The sequence below is a fragment of the Phreatobacter sp. AB_2022a genome (genome assembly GCF_026847585.1).
In the GTDB taxonomy this organism is placed as follows: domain Bacteria; phylum Pseudomonadota; class Alphaproteobacteria; order Rhizobiales; family Phreatobacteraceae; genus Phreatobacter.
On sequence record NZ_JAPSET010000067.1, the window covers coordinates 1 to 24,674 of the forward strand.

26 protein-coding genes are annotated in these 24,674 nt (G+C 69.7%); 19 read left to right on the top strand and 7 right to left on the bottom strand.

The annotated features are described in order from the left end of the window. Positions 1–90: 90 nt before the first annotated feature. From OZ671_RS29230 to OZ671_RS29240, 3 genes are all read left to right on the top strand, one after another. On the top strand, positions 91–297 hold the full coding sequence (locus OZ671_RS29230; protein WP_268863975.1) for a hypothetical protein: 207 nt from the start codon (positions 91–93) through the stop codon (positions 295–297). 180 nt (positions 298–477) lie between these two features. Continuing rightward, entirely contained in the window at positions 478–1,095 is a 618-nt protein-coding gene (locus tag OZ671_RS29235) for a tail fiber domain-containing protein (RefSeq protein WP_268863976.1), read from the top strand. Positions 1,096–1,100: 5 nt separating this feature from the next. Beyond that, a complete protein-coding gene (locus OZ671_RS29240) occupies positions 1,101–1,385 on the top strand; it encodes a PAAR domain-containing protein (RefSeq protein ID WP_268863977.1) in 285 nt (94 codons plus the stop codon). A gap of 7 nt (positions 1,386–1,392) precedes the next feature. Here the strand turns inward: OZ671_RS29240 and OZ671_RS29245 are convergent, their stop codons facing one another. Next, complete coding sequence (locus OZ671_RS29245; protein ID WP_268863978.1) at positions 1,393–2,295, bottom strand: adenylate/guanylate cyclase domain-containing protein; 903 nt, start codon at positions 2,293–2,295, stop codon at positions 1,393–1,395. 227 nt (positions 2,296–2,522) lie between these two features. Here OZ671_RS29245 and zwf point away from each other — a divergent pair, with 227 nt between their 5' ends. Then, positions 2,523–3,992, top strand: a complete 1,470-nt coding sequence (zwf, locus tag OZ671_RS29250; RefSeq protein WP_268863979.1) for a glucose-6-phosphate dehydrogenase — start codon at positions 2,523–2,525, stop codon at positions 3,990–3,992. 11 nt (positions 3,993–4,003) lie between these two features. Then, positions 4,004–4,504 carry a CinA family protein gene (locus tag OZ671_RS29255; RefSeq protein WP_268863997.1) on the top strand — a complete coding sequence of 167 codons (501 nt, stop codon included), beginning with the start codon at positions 4,004–4,006 and terminating at the stop codon, positions 4,502–4,504. 10 nt (positions 4,505–4,514) lie between these two features. On the opposite strand, the gene OZ671_RS29260 is transcribed toward OZ671_RS29255, so the two are convergent. Next, positions 4,515–4,949, bottom strand: coding sequence for an EamA family transporter (locus tag OZ671_RS29260; protein ID WP_268863980.1), 435 nt, complete (start codon positions 4,947–4,949; stop codon positions 4,515–4,517). 239 nt (positions 4,950–5,188) lie between these two features. Here OZ671_RS29260 and OZ671_RS29265 point away from each other — a divergent pair, with 239 nt between their 5' ends. The 5 genes from OZ671_RS29265 to OZ671_RS29285 all read left to right on the top strand — a co-directional run bounded on the left by OZ671_RS29265 (position 5,189) and on the right by OZ671_RS29285 (position 10,156). Next, positions 5,189–6,376 carry an extracellular solute-binding protein gene (locus OZ671_RS29265; RefSeq protein WP_268863981.1) on the top strand — a complete coding sequence of 396 codons (1,188 nt, stop codon included), beginning with the start codon at positions 5,189–5,191 and terminating at the stop codon, positions 6,374–6,376. A gap of 2 nt (positions 6,377–6,378) precedes the next feature. Next, positions 6,379–7,407: a Gfo/Idh/MocA family protein gene (locus tag OZ671_RS29270; RefSeq protein ID WP_268863998.1), complete on the top strand. Its 1,029-nt coding sequence runs from the start codon at positions 6,379–6,381 to the stop codon at positions 7,405–7,407. Further along, complete coding sequence (locus tag OZ671_RS29275) at positions 7,404–8,423, top strand: Gfo/Idh/MocA family protein (protein WP_268863982.1); 1,020 nt, start codon at positions 7,404–7,406, stop codon at positions 8,421–8,423. Before OZ671_RS29270 ends, OZ671_RS29275 begins: the two co-directional genes overlap by 4 nt. A gap of 49 nt (positions 8,424–8,472) precedes the next feature. Further along, a complete protein-coding gene (pepT, locus tag OZ671_RS29280; protein ID WP_268863983.1) occupies positions 8,473–9,708 on the top strand; it encodes a peptidase T in 1,236 nt (411 codons plus the stop codon). A 109-nt stretch (positions 9,709–9,817) separates the two neighbouring features. Further along, a complete protein-coding gene (locus tag OZ671_RS29285) occupies positions 9,818–10,156 on the top strand; it encodes an MmcQ/YjbR family DNA-binding protein (RefSeq protein ID WP_328286407.1) in 339 nt (112 codons plus the stop codon). Positions 10,157–10,223: 67 nt separating this feature from the next. On the opposite strand, the gene OZ671_RS29290 is transcribed toward OZ671_RS29285, so the two are convergent. Genes OZ671_RS29290 through OZ671_RS29300 form a run of 3 tightly spaced genes read right to left on the bottom strand, consistent with a single transcriptional unit; the run spans position 10,224 to position 13,044 of the window. Beyond that, positions 10,224–11,066 (bottom strand): ABC transporter permease, encoded by an 843-nt coding sequence (locus OZ671_RS29290; protein WP_038301688.1) that lies wholly within the window; start codon positions 11,064–11,066, stop codon positions 10,224–10,226. Between the two features lie 5 nt (positions 11,067–11,071). Beyond that, positions 11,072–11,968: an ABC transporter permease gene (locus OZ671_RS29295; RefSeq protein WP_268863985.1), complete on the bottom strand. Its 897-nt coding sequence runs from the start codon at positions 11,966–11,968 to the stop codon at positions 11,072–11,074. An 8-nt stretch (positions 11,969–11,976) separates the two neighbouring features. Then, the gene (locus OZ671_RS29300) at positions 11,977–13,044 is read right to left on the bottom strand and encodes an ABC transporter ATP-binding protein (protein WP_268863986.1); all 1,068 of its coding nucleotides are present in this window, start codon (positions 13,042–13,044) and stop codon (positions 11,977–11,979) included. A 375-nt stretch (positions 13,045–13,419) separates the two neighbouring features. On the opposite strand from OZ671_RS29300, the gene OZ671_RS29305 reads away from it, so the two are divergent. Together OZ671_RS29305 and uxuA are read left to right on the top strand one after the other, a co-directional pair. Further along, the gene (locus OZ671_RS29305; protein ID WP_268863999.1) at positions 13,420–14,079 is read left to right on the top strand and encodes a GntR family transcriptional regulator; all 660 of its coding nucleotides are present in this window, start codon (positions 13,420–13,422) and stop codon (positions 14,077–14,079) included. An 87-nt stretch (positions 14,080–14,166) separates the two neighbouring features. Continuing rightward, the gene (gene uxuA / locus OZ671_RS29310; protein ID WP_268863987.1) at positions 14,167–15,348 is read left to right on the top strand and encodes a mannonate dehydratase; all 1,182 of its coding nucleotides are present in this window, start codon (positions 14,167–14,169) and stop codon (positions 15,346–15,348) included. Positions 15,349–15,379: 31 nt separating this feature from the next. On the opposite strand, the gene OZ671_RS29315 is transcribed toward uxuA, so the two are convergent. Further along, on the bottom strand, positions 15,380–16,510 hold the full coding sequence (locus OZ671_RS29315; RefSeq protein ID WP_268863988.1) for an AGE family epimerase/isomerase: 1,131 nt from the start codon (positions 16,508–16,510) through the stop codon (positions 15,380–15,382). A 152-nt stretch (positions 16,511–16,662) separates the two neighbouring features. Between OZ671_RS29315 and OZ671_RS29320 the strand changes: the two genes are divergently transcribed. Continuing rightward, positions 16,663–17,859 carry an ABC transporter substrate-binding protein gene (locus OZ671_RS29320; RefSeq protein WP_268863989.1) on the top strand — a complete coding sequence of 399 codons (1,197 nt, stop codon included), beginning with the start codon at positions 16,663–16,665 and terminating at the stop codon, positions 17,857–17,859. A 1-nt stretch (position 17,860) separates the two neighbouring features. Here the strand turns inward: OZ671_RS29320 and OZ671_RS29325 are convergent, their stop codons facing one another. Beyond that, positions 17,861–19,051, bottom strand: coding sequence for an ROK family protein (locus OZ671_RS29325; protein ID WP_268863990.1), 1,191 nt, complete (start codon positions 19,049–19,051; stop codon positions 17,861–17,863). A gap of 121 nt (positions 19,052–19,172) precedes the next feature. Between OZ671_RS29325 and OZ671_RS29330 the strand changes: the two genes are divergently transcribed. The 6 genes from OZ671_RS29330 to OZ671_RS29355 form a co-directional block, all read left to right on the top strand. Then, positions 19,173–19,919 (top strand): glucosamine-6-phosphate deaminase, encoded by a 747-nt coding sequence (locus OZ671_RS29330; RefSeq protein WP_268863991.1) that lies wholly within the window; start codon positions 19,173–19,175, stop codon positions 19,917–19,919. Between the two features lie 10 nt (positions 19,920–19,929). Further along, entirely contained in the window at positions 19,930–20,985 is a 1,056-nt protein-coding gene (locus OZ671_RS29335; protein WP_268863992.1) for an amidohydrolase family protein, read from the top strand. Then, on the top strand, positions 20,982–22,178 hold the full coding sequence (locus tag OZ671_RS29340) for an ABC transporter substrate-binding protein (RefSeq protein WP_268863993.1): 1,197 nt from the start codon (positions 20,982–20,984) through the stop codon (positions 22,176–22,178). The genes OZ671_RS29335 and OZ671_RS29340 overlap by 4 nt, the downstream gene beginning before the upstream one ends. Positions 22,179–22,269: 91 nt before the next feature. After that, complete coding sequence (locus OZ671_RS29345; protein ID WP_268863994.1) at positions 22,270–23,187, top strand: alpha/beta fold hydrolase; 918 nt, start codon at positions 22,270–22,272, stop codon at positions 23,185–23,187. Between the two features lie 166 nt (positions 23,188–23,353). Next, positions 23,354–23,722, top strand: coding sequence for a hypothetical protein (locus tag OZ671_RS29350; RefSeq protein ID WP_268863995.1), 369 nt, complete (start codon positions 23,354–23,356; stop codon positions 23,720–23,722). Positions 23,723–23,916: 194 nt separating this feature from the next. Next, a partial coding sequence (locus tag OZ671_RS29355; RefSeq protein WP_268863996.1) for a caspase family protein occupies positions 23,917–24,674 on the top strand: 758 nt, incomplete at its 3' end.

Below are 24,674 nucleotides of genomic sequence, written 5' to 3' on the forward strand. Positions count from 1 at the left end.
GCCCGGCCGGGGGGGATCGACACCCCCCCGCCGCGCGCGGGCCGCTTCCCCTCCCGGGGGGCCCCGCCCCGCCATGCCGAACGGCCGCGCGTGGTCCGCGAGCGGCCCCAGCGCTACGTCGAACGCCCGGCGCGCACCGAGCGCGTGCGGCCGCCGCCGGCGCAGTCCAGCCGCGTCGCCCCGCGTGACGACACCTTCGTGCCCGACATCGCCGGAGGTGGCGCCGGTGGTGGCGGTGGTGGCGGCGGCGGTGGTGGCGGCGGCGGCGGCGGCGGCGGTGGTGGCGGCGGCTGGTAAGCACCCGTCCAGCGCGATGCCGTAGCCTTGCGTCGCGCATCGCCTCCATCGGGACCGACGGGCGAGCTGGATCCGCCACCGTCCAGCCGGCTGCGATGTGCCCGCCGGCACAGATCGGCCGGGATGATCGGGCGACCGTCGACAGTGTCGGCCACCAACGTCCGGTCACGGAGGATCGAGATGATCAAGAGGCGGAAGACGACTGGCGCTCTGTGCCTTCTGGCCGCCGGCCTGGCGCTTGCCGGCTGCGCCGGCGGCGATCGCACCGAATGGATCGACGATCCCTCGCCGCGCCTCGGCCGCGCGTCCTACCCGCTCCGCCATGCCGAGCGCTCTTTGATGCGCCAGCGCGTCGCGGCCCGTCCTGCCATGGTGCGCCCGGCGCAATCGGTCCGGCCGGTGGATGCGCGGCCGTCACGGCGGCCGATGATGCCGGCGAGCCCGCCCGCATCCGGCTCCGCACGCGACGACAGCCATGTGCCGAACCCTGCCGGCGGCGGCGATGGCGGCGGTGGTGGTGGCGGCGGCGCCGGCTGGTCCGATATCCGGCTGAAGCGCAATATCGAGCGCGTCGGCACATCGCCCGGCGGCCATGCGCTCTATGCCTTCGACTATGTCTGGGGTGGTCCGCGCCAGGTCGGCGTGATGGCGCAGGAGGTGATGGCCTCCCGGCCCGACGCGGTGATCAGGACGGCGAGCGGCTATCTGATGGTCGACTATTCCCGCCTCGGCCTCGGCATGACGACCTATGCGGCCTGGCGGCGGTCCGCGTCGCTCCCGCAGGCCGCGGCGGACTGACGGCCATGGCGCTGAACCGGCCCGCCGCGCGGATGACCGACCTGCACAGCTGCCCCTTGGTCGCGCCGGCGGCGACGCCGATCATCGGCGTCTGCGCGCTCAACGTGCTGATCGGCGGCCTGCCGGCGGCGCGCGTCGGCGATGTCTGCGCCTGCGTGCCGGCCCCCGACCCGATCGTCACCGGCGCCTGGACCGTGCTCATCACCGGCATGCCGGCTGCGCGCATTCTCGATCAGACGGCAGCCGGCGGCCTGATCGTCACCGGCCAGCCGACCGTCTTGATCGGCTGACAGCGGCTCAGGCGGTCAGCACGGTGAAGCGGATCGGAGCTCCGCCATCGGCCGTCGGGTCGAAACCGGCGCCGATCACGCCGAGGCCATGCAGGATCAGCTCCTGGCGTTTCAGCGTGATGGCCGGCTCGTCGCCGAAGGCAACCACCGTGCCATTGGTGCTGTGGTCGATCAGCACCCAGAGATCGCCGCGGAACTCGATGGTGGCGTGATCGCGCGAGGCGCGCGGTTCGGCGACCACGATCGTATGGGTTTCGTTCCGACCGATCGTGACGCTTTCGCCGCCGTCGGCGAGGGTCCAGCGCCGGCCGGCATAGGCCAGGCCGAGACGCGGCCCGCTCAACGCCGCGCCGCGCGCCTGGCCGCCGGCAACGACGGTGACCGTCCCGGCATGGTCCGCGTCCCAGAGCAGTTCGGCGACCGCGCGGGCCGGCGTCAGTCCCTTGATGGCGATGGTGCCGAGCCGGCGCACCATGCGCCGCTGCACCGGCGCGAGCCGGCGCGCCAGCGCCATGTCCATGATGATCTCGCCCCCGCTGGCGAGCCCGGCGAGGCGCGAGGCGATATTGACGGTGTCGCCGAAGAAATCGCCGCCATCCGCGATGACCGGGCCGGCATGAATGCCGATGCGCAGCCGCGACCTGTCGCCGGGCGGCGGCGCGGCGGCGAGCCTGAGTTGCGCGGCGACCGCCGCGGTCCCGGCCATGGCGAGATCGTCGAACACCGCCATGACACCGTCGCCGATCGATTTCACGACGCTGCCCCCGGCTTCCCCGACCGCCGCGCGGACATGGCCGAGGCAGGCCTCCACCGCCTCGTGCGCGACCGGATCGGTCAGCCGGCGGAACAGGCGCACGCTGCCTTCGACATCGGCGAACAGAATGGCGCGTTCGGTTTGGGCCTGGCTCATCTCGGCGACCGTGCGTCACGAGGGACGGCGAGGCAAGCCATAGCCCGGATTTGCCACAAGGGCTATGACATGCGCAGCGCCTGCGGCATCGGCGCGCTTCGCGGCGCGCACGGCTGTCGCACCCGCGCCGCCCGCATGGCTGCCGCCCACCGCGGCGGCCGCCACGGATCGACCGCAACCCGGCCTATGATGGCGCCTGCCTGCCCCCGCCCGAGAAAGGCTTCCGCATGACCAGCCGCGTGATCCCGGTGCCGCCCTTCGTCCTGACCGTGTTCGGCGCCACGGGAGACCTCGCCAGCCGCAAGCTCATTCCCGCCCTGTTCCAGCGCGACCTCGCCGGCCAGCTCCCCGACGAAGCCAACATCCTCGGCGTCGCTCGCCGCGCCATGACGCCGGAGGCCTTCCGCGACCATGCCCGCGCCGCCGTGCTCGAACATGGCGGCACGTCTGGCCCGGTGCTCGACCGGTTCCTGGCCCGCATCGACTACCTGGCCGTCGACGCGGCGGGCGACGACGGCTGGGATGCGCTGGCTGCGCGGCTCGGCGGCTTCGCCGGGCGCGTGAAGGTCCACTATCTTGCCACCGCGCCCCAGCTGTTCGGGCCGATCTGCGAGCGGCTCGGGCGTTTCGGCCTTGCCGGCGAGGATGCCCGCGTCGTGGTCGAAAAGCCCATCGGCCGCGACCTTGCCTCGGCGCTCGAGGTCAACAGGGTGGTCGGCGAGGTGTTCAGCGAGGACCGCGTCTATCGGATCGATCATTATCTCGGCAAGGAGACGGTGCAGAACCTGATGGCGCTGCGCTTCGCCAACGCCCTGTTCGAGCCTTTGTGGAACAGCGCCCATATCGATCATGTCCAGATCACCGTCGCCGAAAGCCTCGGCGTCGAGGGGCGCGCCGGCTATTACGACACGGCCGGCACGCTGCGCGACATGGTGCAGAACCATCTCCTGCAGCTCCTCTGCCTGGTCGCCATGGAGCCGCCGCCCTCGCTCGAGGCCGACGCGGTACGCGACGAGAAGCTCAAGGTCCTCAGGGCCCTCAAGCCGATCGATGCGCACAATGCCGGCCACCTGACCGTGCGCGGCCAGTACCGCGCCGGCGCCTCGGCCGGCGGCGCCGTGCCGGGCTATCTCGAAGAGCTTGGTTCGGCCACCAGCCGCACCGAGACCTTCGTCGCGCTGAAGGCCGAGATCGGCAACTGGCGCTGGGCCGGCGTGCCCTTCTATCTGCGCTCCGGCAAGCGCCTTGCCGCGCGCGTCTCGGAAATCGTCGTCGGCTTCCGGCCGGTTCCGCATTCGGCCTTCGGCGAAGGCGCCGGTCCGCTCCAGCCGAACCAGCTCGTCATCCGCCTGCAGCCCGACGAGGGCGTGAAGCTGTGGCTGATGATCAAGGATCCCGGCCCCGGCGGCATCCGGCTCACCCATGTGCCGCTCGACATGACCTTCGCCGAGGCCTTCAAGGTGCGCAATGCCGATGCCTATGAGCGGCTGCTGCTCGATGTCGTGCGCGGCAACCAGACGCTGTTCATGCGTCGCGACGAGGTGGAGGCCGCCTGGCGCTGGATCGACCCGATCCTGGAAGCCTGGCGCGGCATGGACGAGCCGCCGCGTTCCTATGCGGCGGGCACCTGGGGCCCGTCGGCCGCGATCGCGCTGATCGAGCGTGACGGCCGCACCTGGCAGGAGGACGGAGCGTGAGCGGCACCAGCATGAACGAAGCCATCGCAATCATCGCCGCGCGCCTCGGCGAGCGGCTCAGCCTCCGGCGCGAGACCATCGCCGTGGCCGAATCCTCCGCCGGCGGACTGGTCTCCGCGGCGCTGCTCGCCGTGCCCGGCGCCTCGCGCTACTTCCTCGGCGGCGCGGTGGTCTATACGGTCGCCGCGCGCGAGGCGCTGCTCGGCATATCCCGCGACGACGTGACCGGCATGCGCTCGGCTTCCGAGCCCTATGCCGGGCTGCTCGCCGAGCGCATCCGCCTCGCCCACCGGGCGACCTGGGGCCTTGCCGAGACCGGCGCCTCCGGACCGACCGGCAACCGCTACGGCGACGCCGCCGGCCATGCCTGCCTTGCCGTCAGCGGCCCGGTCGCGCGCGTCCGGACGCTCGAGACCGGGCTCGCCGACCGTGCCGACAACATGTGCCGCTTCACGCTCGCCGCGCTGGAGTTGCTGGACGAGGCGCTCGCCGCGGCACCGCCCGCTGCGTGAACCGCCATCATCAGCGATGGGCCACCAGAACCGCGCCGGCGGCGATGAGGATCACGCCGAGCCAGTTCGGCAACGACAGCCGCTCGCCGAGAAAGGCAACGCCGAACACCGCGACGAGCACGACGCTGAGCTTGTCGACCGGGGCGACGCGGGCGGCATCGCCGAGCTTGAGCGCCCGGAAATAGCAGAGCCACGAGGCCCCGGTCGCAAGGCCGGACAGGACCAGGAAGACATAGGTACGCGTGGAGATCGTGCCGAGCGGCTGCCATTGGCCGGTCGCCGCCACGATGGCCGAAAGCGCGACGAGGACGACCGCGGTGCGGATGAGCGTGGCGAAGTCGGAGCCGATCGCCTCGATGCCGACTTTTGCGAAGATCGCGGTGAGCGCTGCGAAGGCAGCCGACAGCAGCGCCCAGATCTGCCAGGACGAAACAAGGCCGTGCATTTCTCGCCTCCGTCTCGGCGCGACCTACCGCCGGCGCCCGTGATGGCCATGGTGCGCCGGACAGCCCGTCGGCCTCAAGCGCCTCGCGCAGGACGGCCATCCCGTCCCGCGGCCCCTCCTGGCGATTGCCAATCGCGACTGGTCCACTAGTATATCAATTCTCCCGGACGCCGCTCGCCGAACGAAGCGGACCAGCACAGTCCGGGCGGCCGGGTGGATCCGAACGGGGAGTTACGGACATGACCAGATTTTCGCGGCGCCAGGCGCTCGCCGGCATGGCCGGCGCCATGAGCCTCAAGACGATCGACGCGCTGGCTGCCAGCCTGCCGCTCGGCGCCCAGCCGGTGGCGCTGAACATTGTCGACGTCGCCGGCAACCTGCAGCTGACCCAGGCCGCGCTCGAAAAGTTCGCGCGCGAGAACCCGCGCATCGTCTCGCGGCTGATCTTTTCGCGCGCGCCCTCGCCCGAGCTGCCGGCCAAGCTGAAGGCCCAGCAGCAGGCCGGCGCCGTCGATATCGACCTGGTGCTGACCGGCCCGGGCGCCATGTCCGACGGCATCACCCAGGGACTGTGGATCGAGGTCTGGAAGGACTATGCCGAGGAACTGCCCAAGGCCGAGGAGATCTATCACGACAGCGCGCTGATGATGCAGCGCAATTTCGGCCAGGCCGCCGGCGTCGCCGTGGTCTATTCGCCGTCCGGGCCGCTGTTCGAATATGCCCCCGACCGGGTGCGCCAGGTGCCCAAGAATGCCGAGGAGCTGCTCGCCTGGGTCAAGGCCAATCCCGGCCGCTTCTGCTATGCGCGGCCGGTCAATTCCGGCCCCGGCTGGACCTTCCTGATGGCCATGCCCTACATTCTCGGCGACAAGACGCCGGGCGACCCGATCAACGGCTGGGACAAGACCTGGGCCTATCTGAAGGAGCTCGACAAGGGCATCGAATATTACCCGCCGGGCACCACCGTCACGATGAAGGAGTTCGCCGAAGGCTCGCGCGACATGATCGTCTCCACCTTCGGCTGGGACATCAATCCGCGCGCGCTCGGCGTCGTGCCGGCGGAGGCCAGGACCTTCGCGCTGGAGGGCACGCACTGGGTGCCCGACACCCAGTTCATGTGCATTCCGAAGGGTGTGCCGACGCCGAAGGTCGCCGCCCTGCTGCGTCTGATGAGCTTCATGCTGAAACCCGAGCAGCAGGCCTACACCTATGACAAGGGCTACTTCTATCCCGGCCCGGCCGTGAAGAACGTGCCGCTCAGCGCCGCGCCCGCCGAGAGCCGCGCGGTGCTCGCCGAATTCGGCCGGCCGGAATACGAGGCCCTGATCGCCCGCTATCCGGTCCAGGCGCCGTTGAAGCCGGAAGCGCTGGTCGCGGCCTTCGAGAAATGGGACCGCGAAGTCGGCGGAGCCAAGCGGCGAGGGTGAGCATCATGCGATTTGCGGTCATCGGCATCGACCACCGGCACATCTATCACATGCTCGGCGGGCTGATCGAGGCGGGCGCGACCTGCGCCGGCTTCGATCCGGAAACCTCCGACCCGCGCGTGCTGGCGGGACTGCGGGAGCGCTTCCCCGGTCTGCCCGAAGCCGGCCGCCGGGCACTGCTCGAAGACCCCTCGGTCGACATCGTGCTGACCGCCGCGATCCCCGCCGAGCGCGCCGACATCGCCATCGCGGCCATGCGTCACGGCAAGGACGTGATGGCCGACAAGCCTGGCATCACCAGCGCCGCGCAGCTCGAGGCCGTGCGCAGGGCCGTCGCGGAAACCGGCCGGATCTTCTCGATCTGCTTTTCCGAACGGTTCATCGTGCCGGCGACCACCGTGGCGGAACGCCTGATCAGGGAGGGCGCCATCGGCCGCGTCGTGCAGACGCTCGGCCTCGGGCCGCACCGGCTGAACCGGGCCATCCGCCCGGCCTGGTTCTTCGACACGGCCCATTACGGCGGCATTCTCGTCGACATCGCCTCGCACCAGATCGACCAGTTCCTGACCTTCACCGGGTCGGCCGACGCGACCATCGCGGCGAGCGCCATCGGCCATTTCGGCCTGGACGACCTGCCGGACTTCCAGGATTTCGGCGAGGTCCTGCTGCGCAGCGACACGGCGACCGGCTATATCCGGGTCGACTGGTTCACCGCCGACGGCCTGCCGACCTGGGGCGACGGCCGGCTGACCATTCTCGGCACCGAGGGAACCATCGAGCTGCGCAAATATGTCGACATCGCCGGGCGGCCGGGCACCGACCACGTGTTCCTGGTCGACGCCAAGGGCGTCAGGCATATCGATGCCTCGAACGAGCCCGTCACCTATTTCCGCCGCTTCCTGGCCGACTGCCGCGACCGCACCGAAACCGCCATGCGCCAGGCCCATGTCTTCACCGTCTGCCGCCTGGCCCTGGACGCACAGGCCAAGGCCGCGCTGATCGGCGGCATGCGCCCCGAAGGACCCCGATGATGAACAAGACCGGCATCGCCCTGATCGGGCTCGGCCCCGCCGCCCTGCCCCATGCGAAAAGCCTCGTCGACCTTGCCGACCGCGTCGACGTGCGCTGGGCGGTGAGCCGCAGCGCGGCCCGCGCGCAGGCCTTCGGCCGCGACTTCCCCTTTCCCGTGACCACCGACATGGCGGCGGCGATCGCCGATCCTACGGTGCAGGCCGTGCTGGTCCTGACGCCGGCCAATGCCCATGGCTCGGTGGCGGAGGCCTGTTTTGCCGCGGGCAAGCATGTCCTGCTCGAAAAGCCGCTGGAGACGACGCTGGCGCGCGCCGAGGCGATCGTTGCGAGCGGCCGCAAGGCCGGGCGCCGGCTCGGCGTCGTGCTGCAGCACCGCTTCCGGCCGGCCAGCCTCAGGTTGCGCGACATCCTGAAGGCCGGCGCGCTCGGCACGATCGAGGCGGCCTCCCTCACCGTGCCCTGGTGGCGGCCGCAGAGCTATTACGACGCCGAGGGGCGCGGCACCTTCGCCCGCGACGGCGGCGGCGTGCTGATGTCGCAGGCGATCCATGCGCTCGACCTGTTCCGCTCGCTCGTCGGGGTCGAGAAGGTCGTCGCCGCCCAGGTGCGCAGGACGCGCCTGCACCGGATGGAAGCCGAGGACCATGTCAGCGCGCTCCTGACGCTCGGCGGCGGCGCGCCCGCCTCGCTCGTCGCCACCACCTCGGCCTATCCGGGCGGGCCGGAGGCCATGCAGGTCATCGGCTCGGCGGGCACCGCCACCTTGTCGGGCGGCGGGCTCGACGTCGGCTATGTCGACGGCCGCAGCGAGACCATGGCGCCCGAGGGCAATTCCGGCGGCGGGGCCAATATCATGGACTTCCCGCATGATGCCCATCGCGCGCTCATCGCCGATTTCCTCGATGCGCTGGCCGAGAACCGCGATCCCGTCGTGACGGGAGAAGAAGCCCTGGCGACGCAGCGGCTGATCGCGGATATCATCCGCGCCGATCCGACCTGCAGCCAGCCCGTCTGAAAGGGCCCTGCGCGTCGGTGGCAGGACCGATGAAGGCAGGCCGGGACGCATGACCATTCGCGACGAGCTGATCGAGCGGTTCTTCCGCTATGTGGCGATCGAAAGCCAGAGCAACGCCAAGGCCGAGACGCTGCCGAGCACGCCGGGCCAGCAGCGGCTGGCGGCGCTGCTCGCTGCGGAACTCGAGGGCCTCGGCCTCGACAATGTCGTCATCGACGACCATGCGACCGTCACCGCGCTGAAACCCGGCAACCGGCCGGGTGCGCCGCGCATCGGCTTCATCGCCCATCTCGACACGGTCGATGTCGGCCTGTCGCCGGTCATCCATCCCCAGATCCTGCCCTTTGAGGGCGATGATCTCTGTCTCAACCCGGCGGCCGACATCTGGCTGCGCGTCGCCGAACATCCGGAAATCCGGCCCTGGTCCGGCGCCGACGTCATCGTGACCGACGGCACCAGCGTGCTCGGTGCCGACAACAAGGCCGCCATCGCGGTGATCATGACGCTGCTCGCAAGGCTCGGCCCCGATACGCCGCATGGCGATATCCTGGTCGCCTTCGTGCCCGACGAGGAGATCGGCTTGCGCGGCGCGAAAGCCCTGGATCTCGGCCGGTTCGACTGCGACTTCGCCTATACGATCGACTGCTGCGAACTGGGCGAAGTCGTGATCGAGAACTTCAACGCGGCCGGCGGCGAGATCGTCTTCACCGGCGTCGCCGCCCATCCGATGTCGGCCAAGGGCGTGCTCGTCAATCCGCTGCTGATGGCCTTCGATTTCGTCGGCCTGTTCGACCGGACCGAGACGCCCGAGCGCACAGAAGGCCGCGAAGGCTATTTCTGGTTCAACGACATGACCGCCCATGCCGGAGAAGCCCGGCTGAAGGTGATGATCCGCGATTTCGATCGGGCCCGGTTCGAGGCGCGCAAGCGCCAGCTTGCGGCCGCCGCCGAGACGATCGCGGCGCGCTATCCGACCGGCCGCGTCGACTGCCGGATCAGCGACACCTACGGCAATATCAGCGACAGCCTCGGCAGCGACCGCCGCTCCGTCGCGCTGCTGTTCAAGGCGCTGGAACGGCTGCAGATCGCGCCGAAACAGATCCCGATGCGCGGCGGCACCGACGGCGCGGCGCTGTCCGCGCGCGGCCTGCCGACGCCGAATTTCTTCACCGGCGCCTACAATTTCCACTCGCGTTTCGAGTTCCTGCCCGTGCCGGCCTTCGAGAAGTCCTTCGACGTGGCGCGGGCGATCTGCAGCTTGGCCGCGGAACCCGACGTGACCTGACGGCGCCCGCGATCGGGGAGCGGGCGACCGTCCCTTCCGATCCCAGGCACTCGCCTCCCTGCCCGCAAGATCCGGTATCGCGACCATGACCTGCGAGGAATTCAACCGATTGTGCCAGTCCCTGCCGCACACGACCTGCGTGGTGCAATGGCGCGGCTCGCATGTCTGGAAGGTCGGCGGCAAGGTGTTCGCCTGGGCGACGCCCGGCGGGGCGACCGCCGGCGTCACCTTCAAGGCCAGCGAGATGACCTATCGCCTCCTGAAGGACGAGCCGGGCCTGCGGCCGGCGCCCTACATGGCCTCGCGCGGGCTGACATGGCTCCAGCAGCACGGCGAGCCGGGCCTGCCCGACGATGCCCTGGCCGACTATGTGCGCCATGCCTATGCCATGGTGGCGCGGTCGCTGCCGAAAAAGGTGAAGGCAGAACTGGGCCTCGCCGGCGCCTGACGGCGGGAGCGGATGCCGCCGGACCTGCAGCGGGCGCGGCTTTGCCGCCTCGCCGCAGCCATCGGACTCAATGGCTCTGCTGCTGCTTCGCCCGCGCCACGATCTGCGTCGGATTGACGAAGCGCAGCGCGATCAGGAGCCAGACGAGGGTGGAGATCATGTAGACCACCGCCATGGCGTCGATCGACTGGACCGCGCGCACGCCCGAGGCGAAGACCGAATAGTAGAGCGCGACCACCAGCGTCTGGCTGGTCGGGCCCGAGGTCAGGAAGGTCAGCTCGAACATGGCGATGGTGCGCACCAGGACGAGCAGCAGAGCGGCGAGCACGCCGGGCAGCAGCATCGGGATCAGCACGTGCACGAACAGGCGGAACGTGTCGGCGCCGAAGACGCGCGCGGCCGCCTCCACCTTCGGGTCGATCTGTTCGATGAACGGGATCATGACCAGGATGACGAAGGGAATGGTCGGCACGAGATTGGCGAGCACAACGCCCCAGAACGTGCCGCCGACGCCGGCCTGGTAGAGCACGGTGGCGAGCGGAATGCCGAAGGTGATCGGCGGCACCAGCAACGGCAGGAGGAACAGCAGCATCACGGCCTTCTTGCCCGGAAAATCGCGCCGGGCGAGCGCATAGGCCGCGGGCACGCCGACGAGCCCGGAAATGGCGACGACCGTGAAGGTGATCTGGAACGTGACGATCAGCACGTCGTGCAGCTGGAACTCGGCCCAGGCGGCGAAATACCAGCGGGTGGTGAAGGCCGCCGGCAGCCAGGTGCCGAGCCAGCGCGTGCCGAAGGACGACAGCACGACGGTCGCGATCACGGCGATCAGGTTGACGACGAAGAAGCCGACGATCACCCAGATGGCGGTGATCCACAGCCTGGCGCCGACGGAGGTGTCGCGGATCATGGTGTTCAGCCCTTTCCGCCGGCGGTGGCGCCCCGATAGAACAGGCTGCGCAAGGCGAGCACGGCCACGACGATGGCGAGCTGCACCGCCGCCATGATCATCGCGATCGCCGCGGCCATGGAATAGTCGTACTGCTCGAAGGCGGCCTGGTAGGCGGCGATCGAGATGACCCGTGTCGGGCCCGCCGGCGCGCCGAGCAGCACGGCCGAGGGGAACACGGCGAAGGCCTGGACGAAGGACAGGCAGAAGGCGATGGCAAGGCCCGGCACCAGCAGCGGCAGCATGACGTGCCGGAAGCGCTGCCAGGCGCGCGCGCCGTGGGTCGCGGCGGCCTGCTCCAGCGCCGGATCGATGCCCGTCACGTAGGAGAGCGTCAGCAGGAAGGTGAAGGGAAAGCCGGTGATGATCAGCGAGGCGAACACGCCCCAGTAATTGTTGGTCAGCTTCACCGGCCGGTCGATGGCGCCGATCAGCATCAGCGTCCGGCTGAACCAGCCCTGCGGCCCGAGATAGTTGAGCAGGCCCTCGGCGACCAGCACGGTGCCGAGCGTCACCGGCAGCACCAGGATGGTGGTGAGCAGGCGCTGGTGGCGCATCAGGCGGACGCGGAAGGCGATCGGAATGGCGAGGAGGATCGAGATGATCGTCACCGGCAGGGCGAGCCGGAGGGTCGTCCAGATCGTATCGTAGAGGAACGGGTCGGCGAAGAACTTGCTGTAATTGGCGAAGACGCCGCCCTCCTTCGGCGTGAAGGACAGCACCAGGCCATAGAGGAACGGATAGACGAAGATCGCCAGGACGAAGATGACCGCCGGCAGGATCAGAAGCGTCGTGCCGTCGAAGCCGCGCAGCGCCAGTCGCTGGCGCAGGCCCGGCCGGTCGGCGGGAACGGATGGTGCCATGGCCGGCCTCACGCAGCGAAGATGAGCGCGCGGTCGGGATCGACCGTCAGCTGGACCGCGCTGCCGATCTCGGCGCGCTTCGGTCCGTGGAAGATCACTTCGAGATCGCCGGCGGTGCGCGCCATGCCGACGAATTCGCGGCCACGATATTCGATGGTCTCGACCCTCGCGCCGATCGCATTGGCGCCGCCCGGTCCAGCCGCGACATCGTCGGGCCGGACCGCGATGACGGCGCTGGCGCCGACACCGAGGTCCTCGCGCAGCTGGCCGGTGATGGAGGCGCCGCCGACATCGACGCTCGCGCGCCCGCCATCCACCGCGGTGATCTTGCCGGCCAGGCGGTTGCGGAAGCCCATGAACTCGGCGACGTCGAGATGGCCCGGGCTTTCGTAGAGCTCGTGCGGCATGCCGACCTGGCGGATCGCGCCGTCGCGCAGCACCACGATGCGGTCGGCGAGCGACAGCGCCTCGTCCTGGTCGTGCGTGACATAGATGGTGGTGGCGCCGAGCTGGTTGTGGATGCGCCGGATCTCGGCCCGCATCTCCAGGCGCAGCTTGGCGTCGAGGTTGGACAGAGGCTCGTCCATCAGCACCAGCGGCGGCTCGATGACGATGGCGCGGGCGATCGCGACGCGCTGCTGCTGACCGCCGGAGAGCTGGCCGGGCAGCTTGTGGCCCTGGGCCTCCAGGCGCACCAGCGCGAGCGCCTCCGCCACCCGCTTGTCGATCTCGGGCCTGGCCATGCCCCGCATTTTCAGGCCGAAGCCGATATTCTGGCGGACGGTCATGTGCGGGAACAACGCATAGTTCTGGAACACCATGCCGAAGCCGCGATCCTCGGGCTTCAGCTGGTCGATCCGCCGGTCGTCGACATAGATGCCGCCGCCGGTGGTGGCGAGCAGCCCGGCAATGCAGTTCAGCGCGGTCGACTTGCCGCAGCCCGACGGGCCGAGCAGCGCGATGAACTCGCCTTTCGCGATCGTCAGCGACACGTCGCGCAGCGCATTGAGGGCACCGAAGGCACGGCTCACGCGGTCCAGGCGGATTTCCTTGAAGGGCGACGAGGCGAGCAGCATCTGAGGGAAAGTCCTGTTGTCGGTCCGCGTGATGAGAAGAAGAGCGGCGCCGTATCGACTTCGGCTCGGGCCGTGAACTAATATACTAATCTACCAGATCATCAATGCAACCCGGCCGCGCCGAGACCGGTGCGGCAATCGCCACCGAACCGCCGGCGCCGGGCATCGACCGGCAGGCAGGCTGGCTCTTCCGGCGCAATGCGCCGCGCTTGCCGCTTGGCGCTGCTCCGGAAAAGATATACTAGTATGCAGACACAGCAAAGGCGGGAGCAAGCACGCGTGGGCCTGTTTGAAAAATCCGCCGGCAGGACCGGCGGAACCACGGCCGACGGCCAGCCGCCGCGCAGCCCGGGCGGGCCGCAGCGCGGCGCCGCGATCAAGCGCACCACCACCGCTGCGGCGATCTATCGCGACCTGCACCATGCCATCGTCTCCATGCAGCTGACGCCGGGCACCGCGCTCAACGAGAAGATGCTGACCGAGCGTTTCGGCGTCAGCCGCACGCCGGTGCGCGAGGCGCTGATCCGGCTGGTCGAGGACGGTCTCGTCGACATCTTCCCGCAATCCGGCACCTTCGTCGCCCGCATCCCGATCGGCCTCATTCCAGAGGCCGTCATCATCCGCCAGGCCCTGGAGGATGCGACCGTCTCGCGTGCAGCGGCGCGGGCGACGGCCGAGGACATCGCGGCGATCGACGAGATCCTGGCGCGGCAGACCTTCTTTTCCGAGCGCCAGGACCTCAATGCCTTCCACGAGGCGGACGAGGCCTTCCACGAGGCGATCGCGACGATTGCCGGCCACCCCGGCATCTGGTCCTATCTGAAACCCGCCAAGATCCAGATCGACCGCTGCCGGCGCATGACCCTGCCGGCCCTCGGCCGCACCGCCTTCGTGCTCGGCGAGCACGGCCAGATCCGCGACGCGATCGCCGCACACGATGTCGCGGCCGCACGGGCGGCCATGCACAAGCATCTGAGCGCGGTCATTCCCGACATCGACGCCCTGCGCGACACCTACCCCGACAGCTTCGCCTGACCGGCTCCGCCCGCGCGGGACGCGGGGCGTGGGGTGCGGGGCGTGGGCGAAAGACATCGATAGAACAGACCAGGAGACGACAAGACGATGCGCCAGGGGTGGAGATGGTATGGCCCTCACGCCAATGTGCCGCTCGACGCCGTCAGGCAGGCCGGCGCGACCGATGTCGTCTCGTCCCTGCACGAGGTGCCGATCGGCCGCGCCTGGACGCTGGCCGAGGTGGAGGCCCGGCGCAACCTGATCGAGGCCGCGCCCGCCGGCCGCTCGGCGCTGACCTGGTCGGTGGTCGAGAGCATTCCGATCCCCGACGCGGTGAAGCGCAAGGGCGCCGCGGCGCGCGCCGAGATCGAAGCCTGGATCGCCAGTCTCGAAGCGGTGGCCGGCGCCGGCATCAAGATCGTCTGCTACAATTTCATGCCGGTCGTCGACTGGACCCGCACCGACCTCGACCACGTCCTGCCGACCGGCGCGACCGCCATGCGCTTCGACCAGGACCGCTTCGCCGCCTTCGACCTGCACATCCTGGAGCGCGACGGCGCCGAGCGCGACTATTCCGCGGAGGACAGGATCCGCGCCCGGGCGACCTACGAGGCGATGAGCGAAGCCGACATCGCCGCGCTCACCACCAATATCGCCAGCGCCCTGCCGGGCTCGACCACCGAGCCGCTCACCATACCCGCCTTCCGCGAGCGGCTCGCCGCCTATGCCGGCATCGACGCGGCCCGCCTGCGCGCCCATCTGATCGGCTTCCTGGAGGCGGTGACGCCGGCGGCGGAAGCGCGCGGCGTCAAGCTGACCTTGCATCCCGACGATCCGCCGCGCTCGCTGTTCGGCCTGCCGCGCATCGCCTCGACCGAGGCGGACTATGCGGCCCTGTTCGATGCCGTGCCCTCGCCCGCCAACGGCATGTGCTACTGCACCGGCAGCCTCGGCGTGCGCGCCGACAACGACCTGCCCGCCATCGCCCGCCGTTTCGCCGGCCGCATCCACTTCGCCCATCTGCGCGCGACGAAGCGCGAGGGCGACGGCCGCAGCTTCCACGAATCGGCGCATCTCGAAGGCGACGTCGACATGCTCGCCGTGCTGCGGGAGCTGGTCGCGGAGGACCGCAAGCGGCCTCCGGGCGAAACCATCGTGTTCCGCCCCGACCATGGCCACCGCATGCTCGACGACCTCACCAAAGAGGTCAGCCCCGGCTACCCCGCGATCGGCCGCCTGCGCGGCCTCGCCGAACTGCGCGGCATTCTCTATGCCCTGGGCGCGCTCTGACGGCAGCAAGACCGCCGCGCATCGGCGCCGGTCAGGCGCCGGCGCCCGCACGCGCATATTCGGCGAGCGCGAACATCAGGTGATAGAGCACCCTGACCGGCGCGTCGGCCGTGACCGGCTCTCCCGCCGCATCGAGCTGGTTCAGCCAGCGGCCGGTCGCGGCATCGACATAGTGGCCGAAGATGATGCCGAGCACGTCGACGGGCGTGGGATCGGTGGGCTTGCCGCGGCCGGATTCGCGGCGGGCGACCACCGCCTTCAGCAACTCGGTCTGCGGCCAGAGCAGCTTGGTCGGCCTCACCACGCGGCCCGCGCGGTCGACCTCGTCGAGGGCCGCGCCGCGCGGATGATGGGGCTCGAGGCCATGGGCGCAGCCGAAATCGAACAGCCGGTCGGCGGGATCCAACACCGTGTCATCGCCGGTCAGCCGCGCGTGCTGATGCAGCAGCCAGCACCATTCGAAATGATGGCCCGGCTCGCGCAGCGTTCCGGCAGCACCAGGCGCCGGCCGCCAGCGGACATCGAAGAATTCACCGATCGAACCGGTCTCCGCGTCGAACAGATGGGCGCGGAACAGCGCGACCATGGCTTCGGCGCGCCGCCCCCAGGCACCGCCCTGTGCCACCTCGGCGAGCAGCAGGAAAGCCTCAAGCAGGTGCATGTGCGGGTTCTGGCGGCGCGGCAAGGTGCCGAGCGTATCCTCGGCGAAACCGCCTGCGGCATCGGCGAGTTCGGCATCGATGAAGCCGGCGACGGCATCGGCGACGGCGAGCACGCTCCGGTCGCCAGACGCCCGGGCATACCAGCCGAGGCCGAACAGGACGAAGGCGAGGTCATAGAGATCGGAACGTCCGTCCAGCACCGCGCCGGAGACCGTCACCGCATGACGGAACCGGCCGTCCGGGCCGCGACAGGCGTTCAGCAGGAAATCGAGGCCGTGGCGCGCGGCGGCAAGGCCCGGCCCTGCCGGATCGAGGCAATGGGCATGGCTGAAGACGTGGATCAGCCGGGCGGTGACGAGGGTGGTGCGCTTCTCGCCCGGCACCGGCGTGAAGTCCGGCCGCATCCATTCGACGAAGCCGGGCGTCTGCGGATCGGCCACCGCCGCCGCCCAGGCCGGAACGAACGTCGCGCCGATCCAGGCCTTGATATCGACGGGCACCGCTCTTTCTTCAGGCATCATCATCTCGCTTCGATGCCGGCCCCGGTGGCCGGCCGCATGTCGCATGGCCAAGACAGGTTCGCCGGACGGTGCGAGGCCGGGACCCTAAACACAAGACTCCGGATTTCGGAACAGGGATGAAGGGAACGCCCATGACCATAGCAGATCACGACGCACATCCGTCCCGCCGGCTGGTGCTCGGCGGCCTTGCCGGCGCCGCCGCGCTCGGTGCGACCGGCGCCCGGGCGCAGGCTCCGGCTCTGCCCCGCGCACCCGTCACCCTCAACGTCATCGACGTCGGCGGCGCTCTCGCCCTCGTGCAGAAGCCGCTCGACAATTTCCGGGCGGCGAAACCCAATCTCGTCTCGCGCATGACCTTCACCAAGGCGCCGGCGCCCGAGCTGCCGGGCAAGATCAAGGCCATGCAGGATGCCAAGCGCGTCGATCTCGACCTGGTGCTCGGCGGCATGGACGTGCTCTCCGCCGGCATCGAGCAGCAGCTCTGGGTGCCGCTGCTGCCGACCTATGCCTCGGTCCTGCCGAAACCCGAGGACATCTATCTCAAGGGCGCCCTGGACAATCACAATCTCGGCCAGGGCTTCGGCATGTGCATGGTCTATTACCCGTCCGGGCCTCTGCTCGAATATCTGCCCGAAAAGGTCCGCACGCCGCCGACCACCGCCGAGGAGCTGCTCGCCTGGGCCAAGGCCAATCCGAACCGGTTCATGTATGCAAGGCCCGCCAATTCCGGCCCCGGCCGCACCTTCCTGATGGGCCTGCCCTACATTCTCGGCGACAGCGACCCGAAGGATCCGGTCAATGGCTGGAGCAAGACCTGGGCCTATCTGAAGGAGCTCGGCCGCCACATCGAATATTATCCCGGCGGCACCGGGGCGACGATGAAGGAGCTCGGCGAAGGCTCGCGCGACATGATCGTCTCGACCACCGGCTGGGACATCAATCCGCGCGTGCTCGGCATCGTGCCGAAGAGCGCCCGCATCCAGACGCTGCAGAACTTCCGCTGGGTGTCGGATGCCCAGTTCATGTTCGTGCCGAAGGGCATCGGCGACGACAAGCTGGCGGTGCTGCTGGAGCTGATCAAATGGGTGCTGAGCCCGGCCCAGCAGGCCTATACCTATGACGAGGGCTATTTCTATCCGGGACCGGCGGTCAAGGACGTGCCGCTGTCGATGGCGCCGCCGGAGAGCCAGGCCGCGATCCGCGAATTCGGCCGGCCGGAATATGACAAGCTGATCGCCGAAGTGCCGGTCGAGACCCCGCTCCTGCCGGACAAGATGGTGCTCGCCTTCCGCCGCTGGGACGAGGAGGTCGGCTCGAAGCGGACATAGGTCAGGCGGTCGGCGCGACGAGCACCCGTTCCACGGCGCGGCTGAGCAGCGGCTCCGCCGCGCCGCGGATCTCGTAGCGCTGGCTCGCGCGGTCGGCGACCAGCACGGGCATGGCCCGGCCGTCCATCACGCCTTCGGCGCGGAACAGCGCATCGAAATGGGCCCAGAGCCGGGCATTGGCCACCATCGGCCCGGTCACCGTCACCCGCGCTGGAAAGAACAGCCGGCAGACATTGCCGAGCGCGCGGGCGACCAGCCGCGCCGCGGCATCGATCTCCGGCAGCGCCAGGAGGTCGCAGTCGGGCAGCTGCGCCTGCAGCACCGCTTCATCCTCGGCGAGATCGGGCCAGTCCCGGCGCAGGCGCGGCATCAGCGCCCACAGGCCGGCGCCGGTCTCCAGGCACGCCGTGTTGCCGCAGCCGCAGCGCCGGCCGGACAGTCCGGCGAAACGCCAATGGCCGATTTCGCCGAAGGAACCGTCGGCCGGCGCGAAGGACCGGCCATCGACCGCATAGGCGAGGCCGATGCCCCAGCCCCAGTGCAGGAGCAGCGAGCCGCCGGCATGGAGCGCCGGCTCCTGCATGACCCGCGCGCTGAGCTCCGCATCGAGATTGCGGGCGATCGACACAGGGCCGGCACCGTCGAGCGCCGCCGCGACGTCGAGGCCGCGCATGCGCGGCCAGCGCGACGACATCAGCCACAGGCCGCGCCTGAGATCGGCGAGGCCGGAAAGCGAGACGGCGGTGCCGGCATGATCCATGCCGCGTGGCGCGGCCGCGCGCAATTCCCCGGCCAGCGCCGCCATCGCGGCGGCCATGGTCCCGGCATCCGCCCCCGGCGCGACCGGCACGCTGCGCTGCTCGATGACGTCACCGGCAAGGTCCACCAGGGCGCCGCCGAGCGACTGGCTCGCAATGTGCAGCACGGTGGCACCGACGCGCCTGATATTGGCGACGAGCAGCCGCGCCGGCCGGCCGCGCCCGGCCTTCTCGCCGAAACCTTCCACCAGCAGCCGCCGGGCCAGGAGATCGCCCACCACATGCGAGGTGGTGGTCGAACGCAGGCCGAGCTGCGCGCCGAGTTCCGCGCGCGAATGAGCCTGGCCGCGGGCGACCAGCGCGAAGGCGCGCGCGCAATCGCGTGCATGGGCCCCGGCAAGGTCGAGATCGGCGATGATGGCAAGCGTCGACACAGATCGAGCTCAATTTCGAACTGCAATGTTCGAAATTAAACATTGCCTTTTCCCGCAGCTATTCTACAGTTTGGTGTGGGAATTTGAAACAGATTTTCGCATTCAAGGTTCAAAAATCGACATGATCGAGATCGTCCATCTCGCCGATGCCCGCGCGATCGGCGCCGCCGCGGCCGAACGGGGCGCGGCCGCCATCCGCGCCGCACTGGCTGCCCATGGCGAGGCCACGATCGTCGTTGCGACCGGTGCGAGCCAGTTCGACACGCTCGCCCATCTCGTCAAGGCCGAGGGCATCGACTGGTCGAAGGTCACGGCTTTTCATCTCGACGAATATGTCGGCTTGGCCGTCAGCCACCCCGCCAGCTTCCGCAAATATCTCGCCGAGCGTTTCGTCGCCCCGCTCGGCGGCGCGGTCGCCTTCGTGCCGGTCGAGGGCGACGCCGGCGACCCGCAGGCCGAGGCGGAGCGGCTCGGCCGGCTGATCGCCGGCCGGCGCATCGACGTCTGCTTCGCCGGGATCGGCGAGAACTGCCACCTCGCCTTCAATGACCCGCCAGCCGATTTCGATACCGAGGAGCCCTTCATTGTCGTCGCGCTCGACGAGGCCTGCCGACGCCAGCAGCTCGGCGAAGGCTGGTTCCCGAACCTCGAGGCGGTCCCGACGCGGGCCATTTCGATGAGCATCCGGCAGATCATGAAAAGCCGGCTGATCGTTCTCTCCGTGCCGGACCGGCGGAAGGCCGAGGCCGTGCGCGCCGCCGTCGAGGGCCCGATCGATCCGGCCTGGCCGGCGTCGATCCTGCAGCGCCACGACCAGGCCGTGCTGCTCCTCGATCCGCCGGCGGCCTCGCTCCTCTCCTCCCGCTGAGGCCCTGCCCATGCGCTCCGCCGGACTGGTCGATCTTCAGGTCAACGGTTTCGCCGGCGTCGATTTCAATTCCGGCACCATCAGCCCCGGGGACCTCGACCATGCGCTGGAGGCGATGCTCGCGACCGGCGTGACGACCTGCCTGCCGACGATCATCACGGCCTATCCGGACGAGCTGGTGGCCCGGTTCCGCCAGCTCGACGCCGCCGTGCGCGACAGCCGGCTCGGCCCCCTCATGTGCCCGGGCTACCATCTGGAAGGCCCGTTTCTCAGCCCGATCGCCGGCTTTTCCGGCTGCCATCCGCCGGAAGCCATGACGGCGGCCGACCCGGCGCTGATCGCCCGGATCGAGGCCGGGCTCTCGCGCCCGATCCTGATGGTGACGCTGGCACCCGAAATCTCCGGCGCACTGGCGCTCGCGCGCGTGCTCAGCGCGGCCGGTCGCATCGTCGCACTCGGCCATACCGCCGCCGGCTTCGAGGAGGTCGCGGCCGCCGTGACCGCCGGCGCGACGCTGTCGACCCATCTCGGCAACGGCATGCCGCAGACCACCCACAAGCTGGTCAACCCGATCTTCGCCCAGCTCGCCGAAGACCGACTCGCGGCGACCTTCATCGCCGACGGCATCCATATCCATCCCGGAGCGCTCAAGGTCCTGATGCGTGCCAGGGGCATGGAGCGGACGATCCTCGTCACCGATGCCGTCGCCGCGGCCGCGGCCCCTCCCGGCCGCTATCGCCTGGGCGGCACGGAGATCGAGCGCTCTGTTGACGGCACCGTGCGGCTCGCCGGCAGCGGCCTGCTCGCCGGCTCCTCTCTGCTGCTCGACCAGGCCCTGCGCAATGTCGTCGCCTGGGGCCTCGCGACGCCGGGCGAGGCCATCGCCATGGCGTCCGACCGGCCGCGCGCCGTCATCGCGCCGGCGCTCGCGGCCCGGCGCATCGACCTGCCCGAGGCCGAAGTGACCTGGTCCGACACGCTTGACGTCCGCAGCCTGACGCTCGGCCCGCTCAGGCGCGACTATCCATCACCCGGCAACGAACGGACAGAGGGGGAAAAGGCATGACGACAGGGACAGGCCCGATCGACCGGCGCACCGTGCTCGCCGGCCTCACCGCCACGGCCGCCATGGGCGCGACCGGCGCCGGCGCCGCCGTGCCGGCCATGCCGCGCGCGCCCGTGGTGATCAGCGTCATTGATGTCGGCGGCGCCCTGGCGCTGATGCAGAAGGCCTTCGAGGACTATGCCAAGGCGAAACCCCAGCTCGTCTCGCGCATCGTCTTCGTCAAGGCGCCGGCGCCCGAGCTCGCAAGCAAGATCAAGGCCCAGCAGAATGCCGGCCGGGCCGATCTCGACCTGGTGCTGACCGGCAGCGACGGCCTCGCCGCCGGTCTCGAGCAGAACCTCTGGCTGAAGCTCCTGCCGGATTTCGCCGAGAAATTCCCGGATCTCGAAGAGAACTACGAGCCGGCCGCGCTGGCCCTGCACAAGGCCCAGGGCGACGGCTATGGCGTCGTGGTCAACTATTATCCGTCCGGCCCGCTGATCGAATATGCCCCGGAGCGCGTGAAGACGGTGCCGACCACGGCCGAGGAGCTGCTCGCCTGGGCCAAGGCCAATCCCGGCCGCTTCATGTACGCAAGGCCCGCCAATTCCGGCCCGGGCCGCACCTTCATGATGGGCCTGCCCTACATCCTCGGCGACAAGGACCCGCACGATCCGGTCGGCGGCTGGGACAAGACCTGGGCCTATCTGCAGGAGATCGGCCAGTACATCGACTATTATCCCGCCGGCACCGGCACCACGATGAAGGAGTTCGGCGAAGGCTCGCGCGACATCATCATCACCACGACGGGCTGGGACATCAATCCGCGCGCGCTCGGCATCGTGCCGAAATCGGCGATGATCGGCACGCTCAAGGGCTTCCACTGGGTCTCGGACGCCTTTTTCATGTGCGTGCCCAAGGGCATCCCGAACGACCGCCTGGCGGTGGTGCTCGACCTGATGGCCCATGTGCTGACGCCACAGGCCCAGGCCTATGCCTATGACGAGGGCTATCTCTATCCGGGCCCCGCCGTCCGCAACGTGCCGATCACCATGGCGCCGCAGCGCAGCCAGGAGGTGATCGCCGAGTTCGGCCGGCCGGAATATGCCACGCTGATCGCCAACAATCCGATCGAGCTGCCGCTCCGCCCGGAAAAGATGGTGGTCGCCTTCCGGCGCTGGGACGAACTGGTCGGCTCCAAGCGGCCGCGCTGACGGGCTGCCGCTCGCCAAGCGGCCGACCGCCGGCCGGCCGCTTCGCCCTGATCCCGGACCTTTTCCCGCGCCTGCGCGTTCCTGCCGGATCATGCGGGCCCACGACGCCTTTCCAGGCTTTGAGACACGAACGGTCGATACCGGCCGGGGGCAGGTCTTCGTGCGCCAGGGTGGCGCCGGGCCCGCCGTCCTGCTCCTGCATGGCTTCCCGCAGACCGGGCTGATGTGGCACAAGATCGCTCCGGCCCTGGCCGACGTCGCCACTGTGGTGGTCGCGGATCTGCCCGGCTACGGGCGGAGCGGCCCACCCGGCGACGGCACAGACCCTGCCGCAATGTCGAAGCGCGCGATGGCCGCGACGGTCGTCGCGGCGATGCAGGCCCTCGGTCACGACCATTTTGCGATCGTCGGGCACGATCGCGGCGCACGCGTCGCCTATCGCGCGGCTCTCGATCACGCCGCGCGCATATCGCGCATCGCCGTGCTGGACGTGGTTCCGACCCACGCGGTGTGGGAACGGGCAGATGCCCGCCTCGCACTGGGCTTCTGGCCGTTTTCGCTGCTGTCCCAGCCGGCGCCGCTTCCGGAACGCCTCATTCTGGCCGCGCCCGAAGCCGTCGTCGACGATGCGCTGGCGCAGTGGGGATCGGACCCGCGCGCGTTCCCCGGATGGATCCGCGCCGCCTATGTCGAAGCCCTCCGCGATCCGGATCGCGTTCACGCGATCTGCGACGACTATCGTGCGGCCGCCACGATCGACTGGGAGATCGACAGGACGGATCTTGCCGCCGGCCACCGGATCGCCTGCCCGGTTCTCGTGCTCTGGAGCGACCATGGCGCTCTGGCCGAATGGTACGATGATGCGGGTGGCCCCTTGGGCCTCTGGCGGCGCTGGGCCGACAAGGTCGAAGGGCAGCCGGTGCCGGGAGGTCATTTCTTTCCCGAGCAGTGCCCGACAGAGACTGGCCGCCTGGTGACCGCCTTTCTCCTTGCCTCCCCGGCTCGATGAAACGTGTGGCGGGGCCGCAACTCGCCGGCATGCCCGACAGCTCGGCCAAAGCCGCCGAAACCGCCCGCAAGCCGCGCCAAGCCGGCGCAATGCCCCTGCTTTCCGCGGCAGGTTAAGGCTTCTCTCGCAGCGCTGATCGCTGCCGACTTTCGAAGAGGAGCCCGCCATGCTGCAGTCCCGTCATCTCCGCAACACCGTGGCCGGCCTCGCCATGGCCGCCGCCGCCGTCCTCGCCGGCACCGCCACCGCGTCCGCCTGCGACCGCGGCGCCGAAGTCTGCTCGTTCCGGCTGATCAACAATACCGGCGTCGAGCTCTATTCCTTCTGGGCGTCGCCCTCCCGCGTCTCCAGCTGGGAGAACGACATTCTCGGCGACGACACGCTCGGCGCCGGCCGCGCCGTCAACGTCAACCTCTCCGACGGCCGCCGCGACTGCGTCTACGACTTCAAGTTCAAGTTCTCCGACGGCGACATCATCGAGCGCCGCCAGATCAATATCTGCCGCCTCGGCCGCTACACGCTGAACGAGCGCTGACACGGCGAATGCACGCGGCGGCGGCGCCTGCCCCGCGCTGCGACACTGCCGGCGGCGGCAGGGCTGGAATTGACGGGGCCGGCGCTTTATTCTTGCCGGCCTTGAGCCGTCACGATCCATGAGCCATGCCTCCCCGCTTTTTTGGCGACGATGATTCAGGTTGGACAGCCCCGGCCGCGCCGTCGTCGTGCCGGGTGGCCCTGGTTGTCGGCAATGGCGCCTATCGCGCCGATCGCCTGGAGAACCCGGCGCGCGACGCGCGCCTTGTCGCCAAGACGCTTCAGACGCTCGATTTCGACACCGAGCTTCTGATCGATGCCGGCAAGACCATCCTCGAAACCGCCATCGTGCGGCTGGGCGAACGGCTGGAAAAGGCCGGCCCCGACGCCGTGGGCTTCTTCTATTTCGCCGGCCACGGCATCCAGCACCAGGGCGCAAACTATCTGGTGCCGGTCGATGCCCATATTCCCGACACGCGCTACCTGAAGAGCGGCGCCATTGTCGTCGACTATCTCGTCGAGGAACTCGGCCGCACGCATTCGCTCGCCAATGTCATCGTGCTGGATGCTTGCCGCGACAGCGCCGTGCGCGATGCCGGCGGCGGCCTGACGCAGGGCCTTGCCTCGATCCAGAACCTGCCCGACGGCACGCTGGTGGTGTTCTCCACCGCAGCCGGCCAGGTCGCCGACGACGGCTCGGGCGACAACAGCCCCTATGCCAGCGCGCTGGTGCGCCATCTCAACGAGCCGAATCGACGGCTCGAGGAGATCTTCTTCGCGGTCTCGCGCGATGTCGCCCAGGCGACCGGCAACAGCCAGCGCCCGGCCCTGTTCGTCCAGGGCGCCATTGCGCCGCTGGTGCTGAAGCCCGCAACGGAAGCGCCAGTCGCGCCGGAACCGACCGGCCCCGCGGGCGGCAGCCTGCCCACGGCAGCGCCGAAGGCATTGACCGC